Here is a 25,538-nt window from a genome sequence, read left to right as displayed (position 1 = left end):
TTTCTATTTCTTGGATATCCTGGTATAACTTTATTTATCTTAAAATTTTCACAATCACGTTTTTCTCTGGAAAATAGTTTACAATGTAATCAAGTTACAAATGATATTCACCTTAAAAAGTGTGCATTTGTGTCTATTTTTTAACAATATATCAAAAACTATTGCCTTCTATAAATTAATAGGTTTATATTGTTTTATTGGCATAGTTTCAATCCAAGGAGAAAGGAGATTTTCAATCGTGCAACTAAAGAAAGCGTTTTGGAAGTTGGCTTCACTTCTTCCGTTATCATTACTTCTGTTCCTCGGTGGCTGTGATAAAAAACTCGCAGTATTAAATCCGCAAGGACCTGTTGCAAAAGCACAGTATGATTTAATTGTTTGGTCATTCTTGCTTATGTCATTAATTATCGCAATTGTATTCATTCTGTTTACAGTCATCTTGATTCGTTATCGTGAAAAACCAGAGAATATGGACTATGAGCCACCTGAACAACACGGTAACACATTACTAGAAATTATTTGGACGCTTGTTCCTGTTATTATCGTTATCGCATTATCGATTCCAACAGTAAAAGCAACTTATGCTTCGGAAGAGGTTCCGAAAGAGTCCAAACATATTAAACCAGTTGAAATTTATGTTACATCTGCAAACTGGAAATGGTTATTCAGTTACCCAGAGGAAAAAATTGAAACCGTTAACTATTTAAACATCCCAGCTGGTGTACCAATTCAATTCAAACTGACTTCTGTCGGCCCAATGAATGCTTTCTGGGTACCAGAACTTGGTGGTATGAAGTACACAATGGATGGCATGATTATGGATCTTTATTTACAAGCTGATAAGCCAGGTTCTTACCTAGGCCGTAGTGCGAACTTCTCTGGTGAAGGATTCACACACATGGAGTTCGAAGTTGAAGCAAAAACTAAAGAGAAATATGACAAGTGGGTTAAAGAAGTACAAGAAACTGCTCCTAAACTAACAGAAGCTAAGTACAACGAAATTGTTAAACCTGGTGTAGTTGGTCGTATGACATTCTCTAGTCACCACTTAAGTTATGTAGATCCAAAATCACTTGAATATTGTGATTACAACTACTACAAAAACAAAAAATAATAGCTATTATTCCAACAGATTGGAGTGAACACAGTGAAGCTTGATGAATTCTTTGTCACAGGTGACCCGATTATTTACGGTGCAGACGCTTCTATCGTTCTTGTGACATTAGCAATCATTTTCGTACTAACAAAGTATAAAAAATGGAAATGGCTTTGGGACGAATGGTTAACAACTGTTGACCATAAAAAAATCGGAGCTATGTATATTATTTCTGCGGTTATCATGTTATTCCGTGGTGGTATGGATGGTTTAATGATCCGTGCACAATTAACATTCCCAGAAACAACTTATTTAAACGCTGAACACTATAACGGGATCTTTACAACACATGGTACAGTAATGATTCTTTTCATGGCAATGCCATTCGTTATGGGATTAATGAACCTTGTAGTACCATTACAAATTGGTGCTCGTGACGTTGCATATCCGTTCTTAAATGCTTTAAGTTTCTGGTTATTCTTTGTCGGAGCAATGTTATTCAACATCGCTTTCGTAATCGGTGGTTCTCCAGACGCTGGGTGGACTTCTTACTTCCCAATGGCAGGTACAGAGTTTACATCAGGCGTAGGAAATAACTACTACGCAATTGCATTACAGATTTCAGGTCTCGGTACGCTAATGACCGGTATTAACTTCCTTGTTACTATCTTAAAAATGCGTACACCTGGTATGACTTTAATGAGAATGCCAATGTTTACTTGGTCAATCTTAATTACAACAATTATCATTATTTTCGCTTTCCCAGTATTAACAGTTGCTCTTGCATTAATGACATTTGACCGTCTATTCGATGCTCACTTCTTTACGATGGCGAGCGGCGGTATGCCGATGTTATGGGCCAACCTGTTCTGGGTATGGGGTCACCCTGAAGTATATATCGTTATTTTACCGGCATTCGGTATTTTCTCTGAAATCATTAGTACATTCTCACGTAAGCGTCTATTCGGTTACAGTGCGATGGTATACTCAATGGTTGCAATTTCTTTACTAAGTTTCGTCGTATGGCTTCACCACTTCTTCACGATGGGTGCAGGTCCAGCGGTTAACTCATTCTTCTCGATTTCGACAATGGCGATTTCGATTCCAACCGGGGTTAAGATCTTTAACTGGTTGTTTACACTGTATAAAGGACGTATTCGTTTTACAGTTCCAATGCTTTGGTCATTGGCATTTATTCCAAACTTCGTAGTCGGTGGGGTTACAGGGGTTATGCTTGGAATGGCAGCAGCTGATTATCAATACCATAACAGCTACTTCCTAATCGCTCACTTCCACTACGTATTAATCGCAGGTACAGTATTCGCTATGCTTGCTGGATTCACATTCTGGTATCCAAAAATGACTGGTCATATGTTAAATGAACGCCTAGGTAAATGGACATTCTGGATCTTTATGAGCGGATTCAACATCTGTTTCTTCCCAATGTACTTCTTAGGTTTAGACGGTATGACTCGTCGTATGTACACTTACTCTGAAAGTCTTGGATGGGGATGGCTAAACCAAATCGCATCTGTTGGTGCGGTAATGATGGGTATCGGCTTCCTACTTCTTTGCTACAACGTAATTTGGAGTGCACGTCACGGTGAACGTGACACAACTGGAGATCCATGGGATGGTCGTACACTTGAATGGGCAACTCACTCTCCTGTACAACATTACAACTTCGCGAAGCTTCCTGAAATTAAAGAAGCTGATGCTTTCTGGTACATGAAAAAACGCGGAGAAACAGTTACACCAGCAGCAGAAGATATCAAACCAATTCACATGCCAAGTAACTCTGGTGTGCCTATTATTGCGTCTGGATTCTTCGGTCTTGCAGGTTTCGCATTAGTATTTAGCTGGTTCTGGCTTGCAGCAATCGGTGGAGTTGGTATTTTAGCTTGCTTAATCTATCGTTCATTCGATTATGATGAAGGTTACTATATCAGTGTTGATGAAATTAAAAAAACAGAACATATAGCATGAGAGGTGAAATGACATGGCGGCTTTAGATAAAAGCTTACCTTTGGAATATCAATCCGAACAAAGCAGATTGAATATCCTAGGATTCTGGATTTTTCTTGGGGCTGAAATTATGCTGTTCGCAACACTTTTCGCCTCTTATCTAGTCCTTGCTGGTCGTACGGCAGATGGCCCAACACCAGCGCAACTGTTTGAACTTAAAACGCTTTTAATTCAAACATTACTACTTTTAACAAGTAGTTTCACATGTGGTATCGTAATTCACGAAATGCGTAAGCACAACCAAAAAGCGATGCTTGGATGGTTCGTCCTTACATTACTTTTAGGTGCAGGTTTCCTATTCTTCGAGATTGAAGAATTCATTATGTATATTGGTGAAGGTGCAACAATTCAAACAAGTGCCTTTTTATCTGGATTCTTCGTTCTTCTTGGAACGCATGGAGCCCACGTAACAGGCGGTATCATTTGGGCAATTTGTGTTATTATCCAAATTTTAAAACGAGGTTTAACACCAGTTACAGCTCGTAAAGTATTCATTATCAGCTTATACTGGCATTTCCTCGATCTTGTTTGGGTCTTTATTTACACACTAGTTTACTTGAACGGGATGGTGGCGTAAATGGGTCAAAATAACAACCAAGCAAACGGACATGCGCATAGCGGATTCCCTTGGTCACACGTTTTCGGATTTATTTTATCGCTTGCATTAACGTTCCTAGCGTTATACGTGGCACTTTACACAACATTGCCACTTTCAACAGTCCTAACAACTATTATCATAATGGCTGTTGCGCAAGCGTTGTTACAATTAATTATGTTCATGCATTTAAAAGAAGGAGAAGGAAGAGTTCAAATTCTTACAATGATATACAGTTTCTTCGTTGCAACTGCAACAGTTGGTTTAACTGTATGGATCTTCTTCTCAATGTAATGTACATGAAAAAGACTGCTGAGATTCCTCAGCAGTCTTTTTTTATCCCCCCTATTACATCCACATTACGGAATTAACGGCATAATCATGAAAAATATACTTATTATGACAAATGTTAAGAAAAGTCTTTCTTTATGAAATCGAATCCATATGCGTTGCTTTTCTACCTATTATATGGCTAAATAGGTACTATATTTATTTGAAGGGAGAGAACGCAATGGAACATCATACTTCTGTTCTATCACTTATGGTTGTCGTTGCAATCGCGTTTTTCGTTCCCCTTTTGTTACAACGCTTTAAATTAAAAGCACTTCCTGTGGTCGTTGCAGAAATTATTGCAGGAATCTTTGTAGGTAAAAGTGGGTTTAATATTATTGAGCCAGATATATGGCTTCAAGTTTTATCAACATTAGGATTTATCTTCCTTATGTTCTTAAGCGGTTTAGAAATTGATTTTTCTATCTTTAAACAAAAAGGGAAAAAGAATACGACAAACGAGCCAAATACATTTCAAGCAGCAAGCATTATCTTCTTATTTATTTTCATCTTGTCTTATGCCCTATCATTACTATTCGTATGGCTAGGATTCGTAGATAATGCAATGTTCATGACTTTAATTATTTCAACTATTTCTTTAGGTGTTGTTGTACCAACATTAAAAGAGAACAACCTAGGAAAAACTGCAATCGGACAAATCATTTTATTAGTTGCTGTTATTGCAGACTTAGTTACAATGATTTTACTCGCTGTTTTTGTCGGATTAAATTCCGAAAGCGGTCAGAGTATGTGGCTCTTACTTATTCTATTCGGTGCCGGTATTGTCATTTACTTTATTGCAAAACGCTTTAAAAACATTCCATACTTAGATAGTTTAAAAGCTGGTAGTGTACAAATTGATACACGAGCTGTTTTTGCACTCATTTTAATCTTAGTTGGGTTATCGGAATCTGTTGGAGCAGAAAATATTTTAGGCGCCTTCTTAGCAGGTGTACTTGTATCGTTATTATCACCAAATGAAGATATGGTGGAAAAACTTGATTCTATCGGCTATGGTTTCTTCATCCCTATTTTCTTCGTAATGGTTGGTGTAAATCTAGAGGTGTGGTCTATTTTCAAAGAACCTTCTAGCATGCTAATGATTCCAATCTTAATTGTAGGACTCTTTATTTCGAAACTCTTACCATCACTCGTCTTAAGAAAATGGTATCCACGTAATATCGTACTTGGAAGTGCAATCTTATTAACATCGACACTTTCTCTAGTTATTGCGGCTGCACAAATTGGTGAAAAACTGGAGATCATCAGTCCAAGTTTATCTGCCTCTCTTATTTTAAGCGCAGTTATTACTTGTATTTTTGCACCTATATTGTTTAAAAAAATGTTCCCAAAAGTAGAAACACCAAAACCAAAAGTAGCTATTATTGGCGCGAGCAGAATTACCCTTCCGTTATCACTAGATTTAAAACGAGAAGATTATGACGTAACGCTATATATGATGCGTCAAAACAAAATAAATGATGAAGAAGCGAAATCACATGACTTCCCTATCGTGAAATTAGATGACATCACAATCGCATCATTAACTGAACAAACAGCATTTAATGCAGATCGCGTCGTTGTTGCAACAAGCGATGATGAACAAAACTTATTATTGGCAGAACATGCAAAAGAGCTAGGTGTTGAACATGTTATTGCAAGTGTAGAAGATCCACTTCTACAAGAAAAAGCAACGCAAGAACATATCGCTGTATTCTCAACAATTAACTCTACACGTATTTTATTACGTGCACTTATTGATAAACCTAGTCTCGTTCGCTTAATTACAACAGCAAACGAAACAGTACGTGAAGTTGAACTGCGCAGCAATAAATATAACGGCGTTGCGCTTCGCCGCCTCCCGTTTTTAGGTGATGTACTTGTCATTCAAATCTACCGCGGTAACAAAGCATTAATACCACATGGTGATACAAGACTACAACACGGTGACACATTACTTGTAACAGGTTCAAAAGAACATATCGATACACTAAAAAACATATTAGAGTAAAAAAATGCCCCTCACATAATTGAGGGGCATTTTTTTAACTTCATATGGTAAAATGTTACTATCACATATTATGAGGATGGATCACATTATGTCTATTGTAACTTTAGCTCTTTTATTATTAGCAGAAATACTCGTTGCCATTATTCTCATCGGTGTTAGTATTGAGATTTGTAGTTACGGATGGAAAAAATCGAATGGAATAAAATATTCTTGCCTCCTACTTTCACTCCTTCTCGGAACTGCTAGCATACTCGGACTTCTCGCCGCACCTGCTTATTTCTTTATACAATTAACAGAAAAAGCCTTATAAGAAAGGATGTTAATATGATTATCGTGAAAAATATTGAGGGATCCGAAACTTACGTATTACGTCAAAAAATTTTACGCCCCAATCAAACATTAGCAGATTGTAAATATCCTTCCGATTATGAAACAGACACCTTCCACTTAGGCGCATTTATAAACGATGAACTAATTAGTATCGCTTCCTTCTCAAAAGAAATATATCCTGACCTACCAGCCGGTATTCATTATCGTCTACGAGGAATGGCCACATTACCTGAGTTTCGAAACAACCACGCTGGAAGCTCCTTAATTCAGAATGCAAAACAAATCTTACAAGAGCGTCAAGCAAATATGTTATGGTGTAATGGCCGAATTACTGTAGCTGACTATTACAAGCGCTTAGGCTTTCAGGAACATGGTGAAATTTTTGAAATTGAACCAATTGGCCTTCATAAAGTTTTGTATAAAAAGATATAAGAAAAGCTTTCCTCAATACGGGAAAGCCTTTCTTATATTTCAATCTTCTCTTTTTATTTTTTTCATATATATGTATATAAACAAACTAGGAACTAAAAAACAAGCAAACATAATAAGTCCTGTCATACTAATTTCCTTTATCGAAATATCTGGTGTTACAACGATACAAATAGCTAAAATCCCAATAATAATACCCACCGGAATAAATAATAGCTTCATAAAATAACGACGCGACACTCCGCCCGTATGCTCATACACTTCCACTGAATTTTTCAGATTTAAAAAGTTAATAATTATTATCCCGCCCATAAATACCATTAATAAATCCGAAACACTTTCATATCCTGCCCCTTGCAAGACATAGCGGTAAAAGACGATAGCTAGTATGACGATATTTTGTAAGATGAAAGCTAATCTAATATGTTTTAACCCTTCAATCATTAAACGTTCATCTTTCACGATTTTCATCCTACCACTCCTTTTCCTCCCAAAACAAATCATTCAACGTTTTATCTACTGCATAACAAATTTTTAAACATAAATCTAAAGATGGATTGTATTTCCCCTTCTCAATTAAACTAATCGTTTGCCTTGTAACGCCTACTTTTTCTGCTAATTGTTGCTGTGTTAAATCTAACTGAACACGCGCGACTTTTATTTTACTTACAGCCATTCATGTTCCTCCTCCACCTATATTGTAACATATATATTCCATTAAGTAATTTATATTTTACGAAACCAATTAAGTTTTCATCTTATCCCGATTGGTGCGGGCTAATACACAGTGAGGATATCCCCTACTGCCCATAGTTTCACTTTATTATACACAAAAAGGGAGCCTCCCATAAGAAGGCCCTCTCCTATATTTATATTATAAGAATAAATGACATCCAAATAAGAATGCAAATAAGTATAGTAATGGATGTACTTCCATCCCTTTACCCTTCACAATTTTCAAGACTGGATATACTAAAAATCCAATTGCGATTCCATTTGCAATACTAGATGTTAACGGAATACCTATAAAAATTAAAAATGCTGGTAACGCATCTTCAAATTCATTCCAATTAATATCTCGAATGCTTTGTGCCATTAAACTACCTACTATAATTAATGAAGGAGCTGTAATAGCGGCTACACTTGATAAAGAACCAATAACAGGACTAAAAAATGCCGTTATAATTGTTAGACCAACAACTACAATCCCTGTTAATCCAGTTTTACCACCTGCAGCAATACCTGCTGACGATTCAATCGTCGCTGCTGTTGGGCTTGTTCCAAAGATAGAACCTGTAGTCCCGCCAATTGCATCCGCAATAAACGCTTTACCAAAACGCTTCTCTGTATTGTCTGTAATTAAGCCTGCTTGTTTAATTAAACCGAGTAATGCACCTGTTGTATCGAATAAAAGTACAAGTAAAAATGAAAATACAACGCCGTATAATCCGTATTCAATTACATCTGAAAAGGCATTGATTGGGTTTGAAACGATGATACCCTCTGGTAAATGAGGCATCGCCACAATTTTATCAGCAAACTTCAATTGCCCTGTAAAGAAGGCAATAATTCCTGTCACAATCATACTAATAAATAATGCACCGCTCACACGCAATGCCATTAATACCGCCGCTAATATTAAACCAATTAAAGTTAAAATAACAGCTGGAGAATGAAAATCACCAATCGTAACTAAATTAGACGGATGATCCACGATAATTCCAGAAAGGCGCAATCCAATAAAAGCAATAAATAGTCCAATTCCACCTGCAATTGCATGCTTTAAACTATCAGGAATTGCTAAAATTAACTTTTGCCTAAACGAAGTAAAAGATAATAAAAGAAAAATAATCCCCGTTACAAATACAGCTGAAAAGGCAGCTACATATGTAATCCCTTCTGCCTTCTGTACAACAGAATAAGCAAAATATGCATTCATTCCCATAGCTGGAGCAATAACAATCGGGTAATTCGCGAAAATCGCCATACCTACTGTTCCAACAACGGTTGCAATAATTGTTGCTGTAAACGCTTGGTCAAATGGTACACCTGCATCAGATAATATTTTTGGATTGATGACAAGAATATACGCAAATGTAAAAAAAGTTGTGATGCCAGCTAAAAACTCTTGCTTCACAGAAGTGTTATATTTTTGTAATTGAAACATGCTTATGTACCCTTCCTACACCTGAATTATTATCACACATTCTTTTTCTTACTAGTATGTGAGAAAATATAATACTTAATCTTAACAATCAATAAAAAGAAGAGTCAATATATTCCCTAATAGTTCGAATTTTAAGTTTAAGTCTGACAATTACAGATGTAGTACAGTTCATTATGATTATTTTTGTAGCATAACAGATAGAAATGTTTTATAATTTGAAATAGTTAAATATTTAGCAAACACATTCAAATATCGTTCACTCTACAAGGGGGATTCTTCTTATGCAGCACACAAACAAATCTGGAACTTTAAATCGTGGTTTAAAAGAACGACATATTACTTTAATGTCACTGGGCTCAGCTATTGGCGTTGGGCTATTTTTAGGATCCGCTTCCGCCATTAAACTAGCAGGTCCTTCTATTTTACTAGGCTATATGATTGCCGGTCTCGTTATTTTTTTCATTATGCGAGCGCTTGGGGAAATGGCAATTGAACAACCTGTTGCTGGTTCTTTTAGTAAATATGCATATGATTATATTGGACCACTCGCTGGTTATATTACTGGTTGGAATTACTGGTTCTTATGGGTTGTTACTTGCATGGCTGAAATTACAGCAGCTGGTATTTATATGCAGTACTGGTTCCCAGATATCCCGCGCTGGACTTGGGCGTTACTTGCTCTATTGTTAATGAGCGCTTTTAACTTCTTATCGGTAAAAGTATTTGGAGAACTTGAGTTTTGGTTTGCTCTCATTAAAATTGTCACAATTATCTGTATGATAGTAGTCGGAGCTGGTATTATTTTATTCGGATTTGGAAACGGTGGTATCGCTACTGGTATTTCAAACCTTTGGTCACATGGTGGCTGGTTCCCAAATGGATTTTCTGGGTTACTACTCTCCATGCAGATGGTACTATTCGCTTATTTAGGCGTTGAATTAATCGGTGTTACAGCTGGTGAGGCTCAAAATCCGAAGAAAACACTCGCAAAGGCAATTGATAACGTATTTTGGAGAATTCTACTCTTTTACGTTGGGGCATTATTCGTTATGATGGCAATTTATCCATGGAACGAACTTGGTGAGAAAGGCAGTCCATTCGTATTAACATTCCAGCAAATTGGTATCGCAAAAGCAGCAGGTATTATTAACTTTGTCGTATTAACAGCAGCTCTTTCTTCTTGTAACGGTGGTTTATTTAGTACAGGCCGTATGCTATATACATTAGCTCAGCAGAAAAAAGCTCCTGAAAGATTTGGTCGTTTAAATAAAAATGGTATTCCAAGCCAAGGAATTGTAGCAACTGCTATCGTTTTACTCATTGGTGTTATATTAAACTATCTCGTACCTGCAAAGGTATTTACATGGCTTACTAGCATTTCAACTTTCGGCGCAATTTGGACTTGGGGCATTATATTAGTTGCTCAAATTAAATTCCGTAAAAGCTTGCCTACTCAAAATAAACAAAGGTTATCGTATAAAATGCCTTTATACCCATTAAGCTCATATTTCTCACTCGTTTTCCTTGTATTAGTATTAGGTATAATGGCGTATTCAGAAGATACACGAATTGCATTGATTGTTGGCCCAATTTGGCTTATCGGCTTAGCAATCGTATATTACATGAAAGGGTTTCATAAGATTGATGAAACACCTAACTCAAAAATTAGTTAAGCAAAACATCCCTTCCTTATTACTTGGAAGGGATGTTTTTATATCTATATAAATATTTCTCAACAAAATTCACGGTATTTTTACAATCTTTTAATATTTTTTATGTTTTCCGTCTTTATTTTTACAGAAAAATAAATTACATTATTAAAGCACATATATTTATTATTAGGGGGATTCTTCTATGAAGAATAAAAAATGGATTACATTTTCTTTAGCAACAGCAATTACACTAAGTATAGGGACTTCGTTCATACCGTCTACTTATGCCGAAAGCTCTGTAGACCCAGCTCCTGAAATTGCTGCAAAAGTTGTAAATCAAAACAATGGGAAGAAAGTATTATTCGATAATACACACGGTCAAACTGCTGGGACAGCTGACTGGGTTATTGACGGCGGCTTTTCTGACTTCGGAAACGGCATTGCAAAAAACGGATATCACGTAAAGGAACTTCGTAAATCAACACCTCTTACGTACGAAGACTTAAAAGATTACAATGTATTTATCGTTCCAGAAGCTAATATTCCTTACAAAAAATCTGAGCAGGACGCTATGTTACAATATGTGAAAAATGGTGGTAGTATCTTCTTTATTGCTGATCATTACAATGCAGATCGTAATAAAAATCGCTGGGACTCTTCTGAAGTATTTAATGGATATAGACGCGGTGCTTGGGATAGTCCAGCAAAAGGAATGTCTAATGAAGAAGCAAATTCACAAGCTATGCAAGGAGTAGAAAGCTCTGATTGGCTCTCTGACAACTTCGGTATTCGCTTCCGCTACAATGCACTTGGTGATGTTTCAGCGAAAACAATTGTATCGCCTGAACAATCTTTCGGAATTACAAAAGGTGTTTCGTCTGTAGCAATGCATGCTGGTTCTACTCTGGCAATTACAAATCCAAAACTAGCAAAAGGACTTGTTTACCTTCCAGAAAATCCATCAAAATGGAATAACGCTGTTGATAGCGGCGTTTATAATGGCGGTGGTATTGCAGAAGGCCCATATGCTGCAATTGCAAAAGTAGGACTTGGAAAAGCTGCCTTTATTGGTGACTCTTCTCCTGTTGAAGATGCTACGCCAAAGTACGTTCGTGAAGATTCTGGCCAAACAAAGAAAACTTACGATGGTTATAAAGAAGAAAACGATGCTATCTTATTAGAAAACATCGTAAATTGGTTATCAAATAAAGAGACATTTACAAGTTTAGATCAAGTAAATGGTTTACAACTTGATTCACCTACAGCTCTACAAACATTTGAACAGCCAAGCTTATCAACAGAACCACAACCTGAACCTTGGAGTGCACCAAATGCAGGTTATCAATGGTTTAATACAAATACTTTTAAACCAGGTTCATACGGTTATAACGGTGCGGTAACAACAAGCGACTACGTCGTTACACACCCTAGCATTCTACCAAACAATGAAATTTTCCAAATGAAGATTCAAGTAAATAACTTACTACCTAATACAACGTATAACAACTATTCTTTAGGTATCTTCACTACTGGTGGAACACAAGTGGCTAAATTACAAAATGCAAACGGCACTTGGCCATCTACTTTCGGATATAGTAGTGCATTTTCTTTCACAACAAACAGCTTAGGCTCTGCTGAGAAAGTTGTAAATGTACAGATTGATTCAAATACAACTGGACAAGCAACGCTTCGTCTACGCCAAAATACAACAACGAAATATAATGAAACTGTAACGATTAATAAGAAATAATAAAAAAGGCAATCCATACATGGATTGCCTTCTTCTCACTTCTCTTCCTTCGAGAAAAACATTCTTGAAATAACGATACCTATACTACCGACGATTAGGAATAACACTGCCCTAATCATCATCGATACCTCTGGTAAGTCAAGTAAGAATAACTTCCCTACCGTTACGACTAAAACGACTAAACCAGCATATAATATTTCATTCATATTTCTATTTCTTCCAAACCAAACCGCAAATAATGCATATACCATCCATAATAACGATACTGATACACTAATTACGCTTCCATCTGTAGATAAAACTTCACCGATTCTCGTAATTGTAATAAATACAATTATCATAAACCAATAGAGCACTATAGAATACATATATTTGCCGAAGCTCGCTAATACTTCTTTCGCCTCTCTCATGCAATAATAGAACGTTCCTATTAAAATAAGATGAGCAACAAAGCCTGCCGAAATAAATTGATCAAACGGGCTAAAAATAGTCTGTATCATTCCAATTGCGTAAACCGTCGCACTAACATACAACTTTATCTGTTGTTTTACTTTAATAGAAGTGACCATGCCGAGGAAACCTTGTAACAATAGTACAATCGCTGCATTCACTAAACTATACTCATATAAAATTGCTAAACTAAATGCTCCCATTGCGAAACCAAATAAGAGATTTGTAAATGTAGAATGTCTATTTTTCCTATATTCAAATACGAACATAACGGCATGCACGAGTGCACTAATAATTAATCCCCATGTTGTAAAATCAGGTATTTTTGAAATAGCTAGTATAAAGAACACTGCATTCGCACTAAATATTGCCAAACGTGGTTCTAGTATAAAACTTCTCTCCGTAAACATATGCCAAAATAATAGTAAATGAATCAAACCATATACAATCGTTAACTGTATTTGCAAGTTCTCTACTAACATTGACATAACAGCAAAGAAAACGAAAAGGACAATGGCAGCAACAGCGTAAGAAATCATATATAAGTATTTATAACGATTTTTCAACGCATACCATAATAAACTAAGTGTTAATACTGTCTCATATCCAAAGAAAATATAAGGATTAGGAGTCGTACTATTTAACAAGAATGGTACGAAGAACGCTCCGACCGCTACGAAAATAGTGAGATATTCCGATTGATATCTTTTCGCTAAATAAATACCTAAAATAACCCATGCAATATTACAGAGAAACGCGACACTTGCCGGAATAAATCCATATAAATAATGTGCTGCAAACGTTGTTAGAACAATCCCGGTAATACTTCCTCCAGCTAATACTAACCCTAACGCCTGCCGCTCTCTTTTAATTTGAATATCTCCTATATAATACAATCCGATAGATAATACGATACCAAACACAATTCGTATCGCTGGTGTTAATAAGCCAGCATCTACCCCTGCTTTAAATAACCAGATCACTCCAAGCAACATAATACCGACAAATACACGCGGTAACCATGTTTGACAAAACTTAATAATATTAAATGGCTCTGGTTTAAAAGCAGATATATCTACTTGTTTTACCTCACGTTCTTGCAAAGGCTCTTTTATCTTAACTATTTCTTCTTTTGGCTTTTCCTCCATTACCGTTTCAATATATTCTTTCTTGTTCTTACTAACATGTTGCTGAGCGTTTTCTACTTCTATTTCCCTTTGCTTCACTTTTAATTCAGCAAGTGCTTCTTGAATTGTTTCAATTGCCGTTTCGAGTGCTTCTATTTTCTTATCCAAATCCTTCTTCATACGCTCCCCCCTCATTTGTAACTCTCATTAAACCTATATATTACCAATTATCTTTATCATACTCTTAGTCTATTCATTTTCAATAGTATTTTTTCCAAAAAAGAAAGGCGTCTTCCAAAATCGGAAAACACCTTTTTACTCAGTTATTCTTATTTAAAACAATGCTAACGATGAAACCAAGACACATGCCTACAATAGCTGGAACAATCCACCCAACACCTTCTGTATAAAACGGAATGTATTTTAATGCTGACGTCCACTGATTCATCATTACATTTTTATTTAAAATGTCAATTGCACTAAATATCGCTACAACCAAAACAGTTACTGCATATACGTATGCATACTTTTCAATATACTTATGGAATAACCCTAGAATAATAAGAGTTAATGCAATTGGATAAATAAATCCAAGAATTGGAACTGATACTTTTAAAATTTGCGTTAATCCTAAATTAGCTAAGATCATACTAACAACGCTTACTATAAATGCCCACACTTTATAAGATACTTTCGGAAATGCACTCGCAAAAAATTGACTACAAGACGTAACAAGTCCAATTGAAACACATAAACATGCGATAGTAAAAATAAGACCTAATAAAACGACTCCGCCCTCCCCAAATAATGTAGTCATAACTTGCGCTAACACTTTCGCACCGTTATCGAATGTTCCTAATGAGCCACTAATTGCCCCCACATATCCAAGGATGACATAAATAATCGATAATAATAATCCTGCCACAATGCCAGCAATACTCATATATTTCGCTAAACTTTTATCATCTTCAATACCTTTTGCACGTAATGCATTTGCAATAACAATTCCAAAGATTAAAGCAGCTAACGCATCCATTGTTAAATATCCATCTAAAAACCCTTGAAACATAGGAGCTTGTCCATAGTTCCCTATTGGTTCTTTCATATCTCCTACCGGTGTAAACATACTCTTTATAAAAATAAGTGCAATCATACATAATAATAACGGCGTCAATACTTTTCCAAACAACCCCATTAATTTAGATGGAGATAAACTTAACCAGTAAACAATACTAAAGAAAATAACTGTGTAAAACAACAATAGTCCGCTTCCTGCTTCAGGGAATAACTGACCTGGCCCCATTTCAAAAGCTAAACTTCCCGCACGTGGTATACCAAGCCCAGGTCCAATAAATACATACACGATACATGGAAAAATAATTGCAAATGAAGAATGAACCCTACCCGCTAACGTTTGAAAACTTCCTGCTTTTGCAATAGAGATAACACCTAATATAGGAAGACCTGTTGCTGATATAATAAACCCTACTAATGAAATCCAAACATGTTCTCCTGCTTCATACCCAAGGAAAGGTGGAAATATAAGATTCCCTGCTCCAAAGAACATAGAGAATAACATAAGGCTAATAAGTAAAATTTCTTTTTTCTGTAACAATTTCATTTCTTTCTCCTTCTTTAATTTCATCTTTTATGAAATCAATTTCACATATAAAAAAGTACAATAACCCGCTTCCTTACAAAGAAAACATAGTCCATAGTCTATCACAAAAGAAACACCCATTCTATAGCTATTCCTCTTTTCCAATTTCTTCTGAAAAATCAACCTTTATTGACTTATAATAGTTAATAAGGTAAAATATTAAATGTACAAAATTATTAACTTTGTTTTTGTTTGTGTCAGGAGGAAAATAACATGGAATCAGCGATACAACTAGAAAGAGAACAACAAAGAAAAAAGAAACATCCTCCAGGTTTATACTTACTCTTCTTTACAGAAATGTGGGAAAGATTTAGTTACTATGGATTACGAGGATTATTAACATTATATTTAACGACAGCTTTAGTAAGCGGTGGTCTTGGGTTTAGTCCCGCATGGGCACTCTCTATTTACGGATTTTATACTGGAGCCTGTTATTTCACACCAATGATTGGTGGATACTTAACAGACCGTTTTCTAGGTAGACGAAAAGCAATCACAATTGGTGGTATAACAATGGCAATCGGTAACCTTACACTATTTGCCTTGCAAAACCAATTAGGTCTATACCTCGGATTAGCGCTTATTATTATAGGTAACGGATTCTTCAAACCGAACATCTCTACACTGGTTGGAGAATTATACGAAGAGAACGATCCAAAACGTGATAGTGCATTTACCATTTTCTATATGGGTATTAACGTCGGGTCATTTTTAGCTCCACTCGTTTGCGGATTTTTATCAGAAAATTTATTCAAAACAACAGTTGATGGCGTTGTACATTACGGATTCCGTTACGGTTTCTTAGCCGCTTCAATCGGAATGATCATTGGACAAATTTTATTTACAACACTATCAAATCGCTTCCTTGGTAATATCGGTAAGAAACCAACTCGCGATTTACAAACAGCTACTGGACAACCATCAGTAGGAGATACACCGTTAACAAAAAAAGAAAAACAACGTACCGCAGTTATTGTCATTTTAACATGCTTCGTTGTCTTCTTCTGGGCTGGCTTTGAACAAGCTGGTAGCTCATTAACATTATATACAAACAAATTTGTAGACCGCTCTGTGTTCGGATGGGAAGTTCCAACATCTTGGTTCCAATCGGTCAATCCATTATTTATTATTTTACTTGCTCCAGTCATTTCTGCATTATGGGCAAAACTTGCAACTCGCAAGCAGGGTGATTTAAAAATCCCAACTAAAATGGGACTTGGTATGATCTTACTCGGTATCGGTTATATCATTCTCGTTATCGCTACATTAAAAACAGGTAGTGATGAACATAACATTACAGAAAAAGCAAACTTACTGTTTATCGTCTTTACGTATCTTTTCCATACGTTAGGTGAGCTATTCTTATCACCTGTCGGACTATCAATGGTTAGTTCGCTTGCTCCGGTAAAATTAGCATCTTTATTAATGGGTGTATGGCTAGCAAGTTCAGGTATCGCCAACATTTTAGGCGGACAACTTGCAAGCTTCACAACTTCACTTGGATACGCTGAAGTATTCACAGTTATTGGCGCTGTGGCAATTGTATTAGGCTGTGTTTTATTATTAATTTCTAAGAAATTAGTGAAATGGATGGATTAAAAAAGATGAGGAATTTCTCCTCATCTTTTTTATGCTGTTTTACCTTTTTCTATTGCTTGTTCGTACAGCTCTTTATGTTCTTTATATTCACTTGGTACGAAACTCTTATAGAAGAATGAGAACCAGCTGTCTCCTTTTTTATACCCTTCTTCTCGAATTTCCGCTGCTTTTTTATTCGATTTAAATCCTTCAGTAAACCACTTCTTTAACAATTCATTTCGTTCATACTTAGCAGGAACTTTTAAATCATAGTTTTCAAATGCATACTTATAGCCAGCCTTTTCTACTACCTTTTTTGTAGACTTATAGCCTTTTTCATACGCTGTTTCATATGCCTTCACGTATACTTCTTTCTCTCTATTTTCAGGATTCTTTTCAGCTAGTTCTTTCCCTGTCTTTTCCCCTAATTCAGCTTGCTCCTTTTCAATTTTTTCTGTTCTTTCTTTATTCCCTACTTTGAACCCGTCTGCAAAGTTTACCTTAAACTCTGGAGCAACTTGACTATCGTCCATCGTCTCTTGTGCTAAACCTTGTTCTTTTCCTTTTTCAAAATGCGTTTTCTTCTGCTCTTCTAAAGACCATGCGGCTGCATAAGTCGCTTTAAACGCTTGTTTATATGCATCAGATTTTCCAGCTACATGCACTTCTGCATCATTTTTTCCTGCTTTAAAATCAGTTTCTCCATTCTTTTGACCTTCAAGTTGACCTTTTTCCATATCAGCTTGGCGCTGCGCTTCCTCTTGCTTACGTGCCTCTTCAGCTTTTCTTTGTTCCTCGGCTACACGTTGTCTCTCTTCTTCAGCTTTACGCTGTGCTTCTGCAGCACGTTGTTTTTCAGCCTCAGTATTGCGCTGTGCTTCTGCTTGTCTCTCAGCTTCTACAGCACTATTATTATTCTGACTAGGAGCTGGGCTCGTTGCGCCACTACTAGAAGCTGGTTTATTGTGATAATGATATTCCCCGTACTGTAATCCCCACTTCTCACAATTTGTACGACACGTATGTCCGCCATTAGCATCTGTACGCCCTGGATGCGCATAAGCTGAAATTGGAGCTACCAATAACGCTATACTCGTTGTTAAAAGAAGTTTCTTCACCTGTTGTCTCACTCTTGTTCCTCCCAAAATATAGAATTCTAACTTTATTATACATAAATAGAAGAATACTTAAATACGAACCGAAATATTCTATTATTTCTCAACATTAGTAAAAAAGAAGGTGAACTCTTTAAAGAGTTCACCTTCTTTTTTACTTCTTCGCCTTCGTTCCTACTAAATCACCAGCAACAACATAACGCTTAGAATTATCCTTTACAGATACACATGTAATAAGCGTTATCTCATCTTTCCCATGATCCTCTACAACTTCCCACTTATCAGGAGTCACTTCAGATACACCAGTAACCGCATACTCATATTCATTTTCATTGTCATACAAATAAATTTTATCGCCTTTTTTCAAAGAAGCTATATCACTAAATAAAACACCTTTTTTAGACATATTATGTCCTGCTAATGCGTAATTTCCTTTTCCCATAACTTGATTCTCTTTTACTGTCGCTGCACCTGATAATAAGTTTTTTTCAGTAGAAGCTTTTAAAACAGGCAGTTCTACTGAAACACTTGGAATCGAAATACGACCAATTACTTGTTTCTTATCTAATGATGCATTCGCTACTTCCGCCAAGTCTGGTTGATTAATTTTGGAAGCATCTACAAATTCCGTCTCATGCTTTTCATAATCCATCTTTTGAACAGCCTGCACATTTTCAGTCTGTTTCTTTTCAGCCTGATATCCATCATAAAATGGCTTTCCAATTAACACGCCACCTACAACAAATAGCAGAATTGCTACTATACTATAAATTCTTTGCTTATTCATACACAGTTCCTTTCCCTTACAAAATCTTACTCTATATAAAATGATAAAATAATATCGTCATATGTACAAGTATTAGCTGAAAAGAAACCTTCTTGCCGGTGCAAGAAGGTTTCTTTTTAAGCTAATTTATTTCTGTATAGTGATACGTGAAATACTGTCATTTGAATAAAGAAAATAGAAAATAGAATATATAATGGGTATCCAGGAAGATATTCATTAATAATAGGCGAAAAAGTTAAAAATCCAACTGCACAAGGTAACACAAACCATAACGATACAAATGTTGTTCTACAAGCTTTATCCGTAATCGCTTTTTCACGTTCATCTTCTAGTGGAAATAATAATGGATACATCCAAAAAGATAAATTCTTATATTTTTTCTTTTGAATTCGATAAAAAATTGTAACTATAATTGCTCCAATAAATAATAAAATGAATGGTACTCCATTAAACCATACTTCAAACGGGAATTTCTCGTTTTTAATTATATCTGCTAACTCTGTAATAACACTATAAAATTCAACAAATGTCCAACATGCTAGTGCAGTATAGAGTACATTTATAATATAAGAAAAAACAATTCTATTCATCCTTTTCCCCCTCCTTATTTAAAACAAACACATCTTCCATCTTTAACTGAAACACATCACAAATCGTAAGTGCCAATAACAACGAAGGAACGTAATCCCCTTTTTCAATTGCTGCAATTGTTTGTCTCGTTACTCCAACCTTTTCTGCTAATACGCTTTGCGTAAAGTTAAAACGAGCTCTTAATTCTTTTACTCTGTTTAAAATGGTCAAATTTACCACCTCTCACCATTATTGTATGCTATCCTTAACAAAATGTAAACTCAACTTAACATTATTATTATAAAAAAATCCAACTCTACGTATTGTAAAGTTGGATTACATATTAATTTAAAATTTTAACTTTAACTGTTCTTCTACCCCAGTCATTAGCTTGAGCTGAATTTGGCATTAATAAATCAATGATATGCCCTTTTATTGCACTACCAGTATCTCCAGCAATTGCTGTTCCATATCCTTCTACATATACAGTAGAACCTAATGGGATAACAGATGGATCTACAGCAATTAATTTCATGTTTGGATTTGCAGTTAAATTATGTCCTAACTTAGATTTTACAGTTTCACCCGGTTTATAGCCATTTTCAGATGGGTCAGCTGTATAAGCGGTTGCTGTTACGTAAAATTCTTTTCCACCTTGAGTTGGTTTCGTATCAGGCTTAGGCTGTGTTTCTGTATTTTTTGCTACAGGTTCAGCTGGTTTACTAGCTTTTTCCTGCTTTTGCTTTTCAGCAATTTCTGCTTGTGCTTTCGCTAAAGCTTCTTGCTCTGCTTTTGCAGCCGCTTCTGCTTTTGCACGCTCTTCCGCTGCGATTCTTGCTGCTTCTTGCTCACGAGCAATTGTTTCTTGTACTGTCTTCATATTTGATTCAATTTTAGCTTTTTCTTCCGCTGCTAAATTAAGTTGACTTGCAACTTCATTATATTTAGCTTGAACTGTTTGTAAGTTATCTTGACGCTTCTTCAAGTTATCTTGCAGTTCAGCTTGCGCTTTTGCTAATTTTTGTTTGTCTACTACTAAAGATGCTTCTTTTTCGTCAATTGTTTTCTTATCTTCTTCAATTTGACGAAGATCTTGTTCTTGTAGACGTAAAATTTCTTTATCTGCTTCTAGAATAGTAGAAACTGCGTTCATACGTTGTAAGAAGTCTGCAAAGTTTTTTGACTCTACTACAACTTCTACTACTAAACTTGTATTTGAACTGTTTTGAACAGAAACCATACGTTTTCTCATAATATCTTTACGAGCAAGGACTTTATCCTCCAAAACGACAATTTCTTGCTTTTTTTGCTCAATCTGCTTATGTGTTTCATCGATTTTACGTTGAATAGCAGCTTGATCCTCTTTATTTTTTGCAATTGTATTATTTAAATTATGTAGTTCGTTTTCGATACCTTTAATTTCTTTACTAACAGCTTGCTTCTCTTGCTCTTTCTTTTGCATTTCTGCATCGTTTTGTTGCAATTGCTGTTGCATGTTGTTAAGTTTCTCGTCGTTTGACTCTGCTTTAACAGCGACTGTACTAGAAAGACCGATAATTCCTGCTAATACTAGACAGCTGATTCGCTTAAAATAGTTCATAATCCGACTCCCTTCTTATACAGTTATACATGATTTATTTTACAGTTTGTTTACAAAACGATTAAATACAGTTTATTTTTCGTGACGAAAAAAAGAGAATTATGAATAAAATGTAATAGATTCTTAAATATTTAACAATTCCTATATTTAAAAAATACAAAAGATGCTAAAATCCAAATATAGAGAAAATATAACTTTCGAAGGCGGTTGAAATAAATACATGTTTACTCAAAAAAAATCACTCCAACATACAATTGCTCAATTAGAAGAGCGTATACAAGAATTAGAAGCAGAATTAAAACAAAAAGATATCGAAAAGCAAGAGACTATTTCTACTATCCACGATCGTGTACAAAGCGTTATCCAAGAGCATCAACTTGTAAATAACCAACATAATACACTTCAAAATTTAGTTCAACAATTAAGTTCATGTTTCGAAAATGTTTCAACACGTACGACACATTCCAATGAGTTAAATAATGAAATGTTACAAAAGGAACAAAGCTTAATTCAGTCTATTGCAGAAATTATTGACTGCTCTAATGAAGGAAAAGAATCCGTTCACCGCTTACTTATTGTAATTAATAAATTAGGTGAACAATCTCAACGCACGTCTAATAGTATGAATCATCTAAGCGAACGCTCAAAGGAAATCGAGCAAATTGTAGAAGTCATTCAAAACATTGCAGCACAAACAAATTTACTTGCTTTAAATGCGAGTATTGAAGCCGCGCGTGCTGGAGAGCATGGTAAGGGATTCGCCGTCGTTGCCAATGAAGTAAGAAAACTAGCGGAAAGTACAGCAGAAAGTACAAAAAACATCGGCAACTTAACGAAAAAAATACAAGAAGAAATTGAAAAAGCATATGATAACACAAAAGATAATTTACATTTAGTCGATGAAGGTGTAGAAATGAGCGCCGATACAAATGCTAGAATTGAAAATATTTTAGTTATGATTCAAACGTTACAAAATGGTGCTACAAATGTTATTAAGGCTATCGAAAACCAAAAGTCTTGTAATAATGACATATTACGAGAATTCGCTAACACACAACAAATGTTCCAAAAATTAAATACTACTATTATGAATCATATTCATGATGCTGAAAAAATCGATGTTCAATTGTCTAAAAGTCTTCAAGGAACAGTAACTTCTTAATTAAAAATAAGAATCCCTTATACTGCTATAAGGGATTTTTATTTTATTTAGAATATTTATTTCTTTTCAATATTCATCCATATCTTTGTTATAATGGAAAAGTTGTTTCTTTCAACTAATAAACAAGGAGGTTATTATGGAACAATTTTACTACGTTTTAAAATATTTAATTCTCGGTCTGTTCCAAGGATTAACAGAACCAATTCCGATTTCTTCAAGTGGTCATCTCGTTTTAGCACAACATTTGCTAGGACTAAAAATAGAAGGGTTTAGCTTCGAACTACTTGTTAATTCAGCTTCATTATTAGCTGTATTACTTATTTATAGAAATGATTTAATTCGTCTAACGAAGAATGGTCTCTCTTATATATTTACAAGAGCAGAAGACGCAAAATCAGATTTCTTCTTTATTATTTATCTTGTTATTGCAACCATTCCAGCAGGTGTTATTGGTGTTTTATTTAAAGATTACATCGATCAGTACTTAAAAGGTGTGAAGATGGTTGGGATTTCCCTTCTTATTACTGCTGTCGGCCTTTGGATTATTAGAAATTTACGCGGTCGTAAAAATGATGGCGACCTTTCTATGAAAGATGCAATCATCGTCGGATTAGCACAAGCTTGTGCACTGATTCCCGGAATAAGCCGATCTGGTGCCACAATCGTAGCAGCAATGTTACTTGGTATGAAGCAAGAAACAGCTCTTCGCTTCTCATTCTTACTATACATTCCTGTTAGCTTAGGTGGCTTATTGTTAAGCATTACAGACATTGCAAATGACCCAAATCTAGACACATTATTCGTACCATATGTCGTTGCATTCATCGCAACATTTATCATGACGTATATTTCACTAAAATGGTTTATGAACATTATGGCAAAAGGAAATTTAAAATATTTCTCTTTCTATTGTATTATCGTAGGTGTACTTACTCTTATTTTCTTATAAAGTAAAACTTACAAATTAAAAGCGAGTCATCTAGTGTAATAGAATGACTCGCTTTTTTATACCTTTATTAAGTTAAAACCTATTATCCACTTATAATTTTCAGAATGTTATAATATTTATCGAGTTCACTATTACAGTAATTCTATCTTTCCTACTATTATCGTAAAAGAGGTGTTTATATGTTTATAGTTACTAAACTCATTCACATTAAGTACGAATATGAAAATGAGCTACTTTATGGGCTTAAACAAAATTATCCTTCCCCCGGAACGAACGGTTGTATTAACATAGAGTTTTCACCTGTTCATCGTACAAATGATAAGGTAGAGTATATGATTCGTATGTTATGGAAAACACAACAAGATTACCATACATGGCTTTCTCAAAAAGAAGGCAATGAAACTTTGAAGCACAAAATACAAGGCTATATCCTTTCTTCCAAATCAAATGCTACCTATGTGCATTAATCCTTCTCTTTTTATTCCTTACGAGGGGCAAAATGATAAAGTGAAACTTTAATCACCCTCATCAATTGGGCTGTTCACAAATAACGAGATAAGGACCCTCTTACTTTTCATACTGTAAGAGGGCTTCTCTTATGCATACACTTTCTTCTCTTGACAATACAAACGAATAACATGTTTATTTTGTTGAAATACATCATGCGTCAGCCGAATAATAATAAAGTTTCGTTTTGTTTGATCATCATGAACAAAAATCTGTTCTCCCTCCTGAAAACGCCATGCACTTTCAAAAGTCGTAATATGATCCCCACTTACAGAAAAAAGTTCATATCGCATCTCTTGTACCCTCTCTCAACTTATGAAATCACAATATCCTTATATTAATTTATTATAACTTAATTCCTATCAAATTAGTAATTTTTTCTATTTCGAAAGGTTTTAACTTTGTATTTAAATATTTTTAGCGCTATAATGATAAACGAATTTTTATTGAAAGGAGTTTTACTTTGACTGCATATTTATTTCCAGTGAAAACAGCCTTTATTTTATTTCCTTTTTTAGCAATGTTTCTTTTAATCCCTTTTTTAATATTTAATTATCGAAAATACGGTTATTTAAATAAATGGCGCTCATTTATTTTATACTCATTATTACTTTACTTATTAAATGCCTATTTTCTTGTTATTTTGCCGTTGCCACAAACGTTTGATACTTGTAGCCTACAACCGGCTAATACACAACACATGCAACTCGCACCATTTTATTTCATACAAGAGATTAGTAGTCATACATCGGCAGTTTTAACGAAACCAGCTACTTATTTCTACTTATTAAAAGAGTCTGCGTTTTTACAAGTTGCCTTTAACGTTCTATTAACTGTTCCATTCGGTATTTACTTACGTTATTATTTCCGACGTAGTTTCTTACAAACAATTTGCATTTCCTTTTTCCTTTCACTATTTTTCGAGCTAACACAAGTGACTGGATTATACAGTATATACAATTGTGCATACCGATTATTTGATATCGATGATTTGTTTTTAAATACATTAGGTGGCGTAATTGGTTTTATCATTGCACCAATATTTACGTACTTCCTTCCGAAGACAAACGAGTTAGATAGTCATATTGATTTGGAAACGAAACCAGTCGGATTCATTCGTCGCCTTATCGCGATGCAAATTGATTGGATTTTCTTATCTATCGTCGTACCTGTCGTTAAAAACAAAGGAAATTCTTTCTTCGTTTCTAATATGCAATCTTACACCAATATGTATGAACTCATTTTCATTACGTGTTCAATCCTTATTTACTTTATTATTATTCCATACTTTACTAACGGAAAAACAATTGGGAAAGCATTGCTTCGCATTCACGTGAAAGGAAAATCAAATCGTATTACATTAAAAGAACTATTTATTCGCTACGGTATATTTTATTTTGCGTTAGGTGGAATCAATTATATTCTTTCTAGTAGCTCTATTTTAAATCACACAGAGCCTTTAGTATTACTCGTTACATTATTATTCCTATTCATCATTAACGGCCTATTTATTATTCATGTTTTACTACATGTATTTAGCCGTGATAAACTACTATTTTATGAACATATTAGTCATACAAGAAATGCAATTACACTAAAAAAAGCTGACAAATAATTATTTGTCAGCTTTTTCATATACATAATGTGA

Annotated in this window: 24 protein-coding genes and 1 pseudogene; 14 read left to right on the top strand and 11 right to left on the bottom strand. The window is 35.0% G+C overall.

The window, feature by feature from the left end:
• Window positions 1–238: 238 nt before the first annotated feature.
• The 7 genes from EBQ15_RS24110 to EBQ15_RS24080 all read left to right on the top strand — a co-directional run bounded on the left by EBQ15_RS24110 (window position 239) and on the right by EBQ15_RS24080 (window position 6,819).
• Window positions 239–1,114: a cytochrome aa3 quinol oxidase subunit II gene (locus tag EBQ15_RS24110; protein WP_001176165.1), complete on the top strand. Its 876-nt coding sequence runs from the start codon at window positions 239–241 to the stop codon at window positions 1,112–1,114.
• Between the two features lie 33 nt (window positions 1,115–1,147).
• Window positions 1,148–3,082 carry a cytochrome aa3 quinol oxidase subunit I gene (gene qoxB, locus EBQ15_RS24105; protein WP_000762367.1) on the top strand — a complete coding sequence of 645 codons (1,935 nt, stop codon included), beginning with the start codon at window positions 1,148–1,150 and terminating at the stop codon, window positions 3,080–3,082.
• Window positions 3,083–3,095: 13 nt separating this feature from the next.
• Complete coding sequence (gene qoxC, locus EBQ15_RS24100) at window positions 3,096–3,698, top strand: cytochrome aa3 quinol oxidase subunit III (RefSeq protein ID WP_000729317.1); 603 nt, start codon at window positions 3,096–3,098, stop codon at window positions 3,696–3,698.
• On the top strand, window positions 3,699–4,010 hold the full coding sequence (gene qoxD, locus EBQ15_RS24095) for a cytochrome aa3 quinol oxidase subunit IV (protein WP_000531386.1): 312 nt from the start codon (window positions 3,699–3,701) through the stop codon (window positions 4,008–4,010).
• A 217-nt stretch (window positions 4,011–4,227) separates the two neighbouring features.
• On the top strand, window positions 4,228–6,057 hold the full coding sequence (locus EBQ15_RS24090; protein ID WP_000399961.1) for a monovalent cation:proton antiporter family protein: 1,830 nt from the start codon (window positions 4,228–4,230) through the stop codon (window positions 6,055–6,057).
• Between the two features lie 52 nt (window positions 6,058–6,109).
• Window positions 6,110–6,367, top strand: a complete 258-nt coding sequence (locus tag EBQ15_RS24085) for a DUF4022 family protein (protein ID WP_044129536.1) — start codon at window positions 6,110–6,112, stop codon at window positions 6,365–6,367.
• A gap of 14 nt (window positions 6,368–6,381) precedes the next feature.
• Entirely contained in the window at window positions 6,382–6,819 is a 438-nt protein-coding gene (locus EBQ15_RS24080) for a GNAT family N-acetyltransferase (RefSeq protein WP_000587683.1), read from the top strand.
• Between the two features lie 39 nt (window positions 6,820–6,858).
• On the opposite strand, the gene EBQ15_RS24075 is transcribed toward EBQ15_RS24080, so the two are convergent.
• From EBQ15_RS24075 to EBQ15_RS24065, 3 genes are all read right to left on the bottom strand, one after another.
• Window positions 6,859–7,287: a hypothetical protein gene (locus EBQ15_RS24075; protein ID WP_000706629.1), complete on the bottom strand. Its 429-nt coding sequence runs from the start codon at window positions 7,285–7,287 to the stop codon at window positions 6,859–6,861.
• 1 nt (window position 7,288) lies between these two features.
• The gene (locus EBQ15_RS24070) at window positions 7,289–7,492 is read right to left on the bottom strand and encodes a helix-turn-helix transcriptional regulator (RefSeq protein WP_000301183.1); all 204 of its coding nucleotides are present in this window, start codon (window positions 7,490–7,492) and stop codon (window positions 7,289–7,291) included.
• Window positions 7,493–7,690: 198 nt separating this feature from the next.
• Window positions 7,691–8,983: an NCS2 family permease gene (locus tag EBQ15_RS24065; RefSeq protein WP_000487181.1), complete on the bottom strand. Its 1,293-nt coding sequence runs from the start codon at window positions 8,981–8,983 to the stop codon at window positions 7,691–7,693.
• A gap of 281 nt (window positions 8,984–9,264) precedes the next feature.
• On the opposite strand from EBQ15_RS24065, the gene EBQ15_RS24060 reads away from it, so the two are divergent.
• Window positions 9,265–10,656, top strand: a complete 1,392-nt coding sequence (locus EBQ15_RS24060; protein ID WP_001164899.1) for an amino acid permease — start codon at window positions 9,265–9,267, stop codon at window positions 10,654–10,656.
• Between the two features lie 181 nt (window positions 10,657–10,837).
• Window positions 10,838–12,385, top strand: a complete 1,548-nt coding sequence (locus EBQ15_RS24055; protein WP_000791518.1) for a DNA-binding protein — start codon at window positions 10,838–10,840, stop codon at window positions 12,383–12,385.
• Window positions 12,386–12,420: 35 nt separating this feature from the next.
• Here the strand turns inward: EBQ15_RS24055 and EBQ15_RS24050 are convergent, their stop codons facing one another.
• Together EBQ15_RS24050 and brnQ1 are read right to left on the bottom strand one after the other, a co-directional pair.
• Window positions 12,421–14,142 (bottom strand): DUF2339 domain-containing protein, encoded by a 1,722-nt coding sequence (locus EBQ15_RS24050; protein ID WP_000710925.1) that lies wholly within the window; start codon window positions 14,140–14,142, stop codon window positions 12,421–12,423.
• Window positions 14,143–14,281: 139 nt separating this feature from the next.
• Window positions 14,282–15,583, bottom strand: coding sequence for a branched-chain amino acid transport system II carrier protein BrnQ1 (brnQ1, locus tag EBQ15_RS24045; RefSeq protein WP_000771699.1), 1,302 nt, complete (start codon window positions 15,581–15,583; stop codon window positions 14,282–14,284).
• Window positions 15,584–15,835: 252 nt separating this feature from the next.
• Between brnQ1 and EBQ15_RS24040 the strand changes: the two genes are divergently transcribed.
• Entirely contained in the window at window positions 15,836–17,221 is a 1,386-nt protein-coding gene (locus EBQ15_RS24040) for a peptide MFS transporter (RefSeq protein ID WP_000443146.1), read from the top strand.
• A gap of 29 nt (window positions 17,222–17,250) precedes the next feature.
• Here EBQ15_RS24040 and EBQ15_RS24035 read toward each other — a convergent pair whose 3' ends face one another.
• The 5 genes from EBQ15_RS24035 to EBQ15_RS24015 all read right to left on the bottom strand — a co-directional run bounded on the left by EBQ15_RS24035 (window position 17,251) and on the right by EBQ15_RS24015 (window position 21,272).
• The gene (locus tag EBQ15_RS24035) at window positions 17,251–18,330 is read right to left on the bottom strand and encodes a YHYH domain-containing protein (protein WP_001249812.1); all 1,080 of its coding nucleotides are present in this window, start codon (window positions 18,328–18,330) and stop codon (window positions 17,251–17,253) included.
• Window positions 18,331–18,469: 139 nt separating this feature from the next.
• Window positions 18,470–19,102 (bottom strand): class A sortase, encoded by a 633-nt coding sequence (locus tag EBQ15_RS24030; protein ID WP_001041724.1) that lies wholly within the window; start codon window positions 19,100–19,102, stop codon window positions 18,470–18,472.
• A 116-nt stretch (window positions 19,103–19,218) separates the two neighbouring features.
• Entirely contained in the window at window positions 19,219–19,692 is a 474-nt protein-coding gene (locus EBQ15_RS24025; protein ID WP_001080043.1) for a DUF2178 domain-containing protein, read from the bottom strand.
• A complete protein-coding gene (locus EBQ15_RS24020; RefSeq protein WP_000154020.1) occupies window positions 19,685–19,903 on the bottom strand; it encodes a helix-turn-helix transcriptional regulator in 219 nt (72 codons plus the stop codon). The genes EBQ15_RS24025 and EBQ15_RS24020 overlap by 8 nt, the downstream gene beginning before the upstream one ends.
• 112 nt (window positions 19,904–20,015) lie before the next feature.
• Window positions 20,016–21,272, bottom strand: a complete 1,257-nt coding sequence (locus tag EBQ15_RS24015) for a 3D domain-containing protein (protein ID WP_001105784.1) — start codon at window positions 21,270–21,272, stop codon at window positions 20,016–20,018.
• Window positions 21,273–21,903: 631 nt separating this feature from the next.
• Here EBQ15_RS24015 and EBQ15_RS32125 point away from each other — a divergent pair.
• The 3 genes and pseudogenes from EBQ15_RS32125 to EBQ15_RS24000 form a co-directional block, all read left to right on the top strand.
• Window positions 21,904–22,434: pseudogene (locus tag EBQ15_RS32125) on the top strand (methyl-accepting chemotaxis protein); the annotation flags it as partial.
• Window positions 22,435–22,570: 136 nt separating this feature from the next.
• On the top strand, window positions 22,571–23,383 hold the full coding sequence (locus tag EBQ15_RS24005) for an undecaprenyl-diphosphate phosphatase (RefSeq protein ID WP_000434794.1): 813 nt from the start codon (window positions 22,571–22,573) through the stop codon (window positions 23,381–23,383).
• Between the two features lie 179 nt (window positions 23,384–23,562).
• A complete protein-coding gene (locus EBQ15_RS24000) occupies window positions 23,563–23,850 on the top strand; it encodes a hypothetical protein (RefSeq protein WP_000471236.1) in 288 nt (95 codons plus the stop codon).
• Window positions 23,851–23,979: 129 nt separating this feature from the next.
• Here EBQ15_RS24000 and EBQ15_RS23995 read toward each other — a convergent pair whose 3' ends face one another.
• Complete coding sequence (locus tag EBQ15_RS23995; protein ID WP_001268332.1) at window positions 23,980–24,183, bottom strand: hypothetical protein; 204 nt, start codon at window positions 24,181–24,183, stop codon at window positions 23,980–23,982.
• Window positions 24,184–24,353: 170 nt separating this feature from the next.
• Here EBQ15_RS23995 and EBQ15_RS23990 point away from each other — a divergent pair, with 170 nt between their 5' ends.
• Window positions 24,354–25,505 (top strand): VanZ family protein, encoded by a 1,152-nt coding sequence (locus EBQ15_RS23990; RefSeq protein WP_000128015.1) that lies wholly within the window; start codon window positions 24,354–24,356, stop codon window positions 25,503–25,505.
• Window positions 25,506–25,538: the final 33 nt, after the last annotated feature.

Source organism: Bacillus sp. 2D03 (assembly GCF_003946765.1).
Classification (GTDB): Bacteria; Bacillota; Bacilli; order Bacillales; family Bacillaceae_G; genus Bacillus_A; species Bacillus_A cereus.
This window is presented reverse-complemented; position numbering and strand designations above follow the sequence as displayed.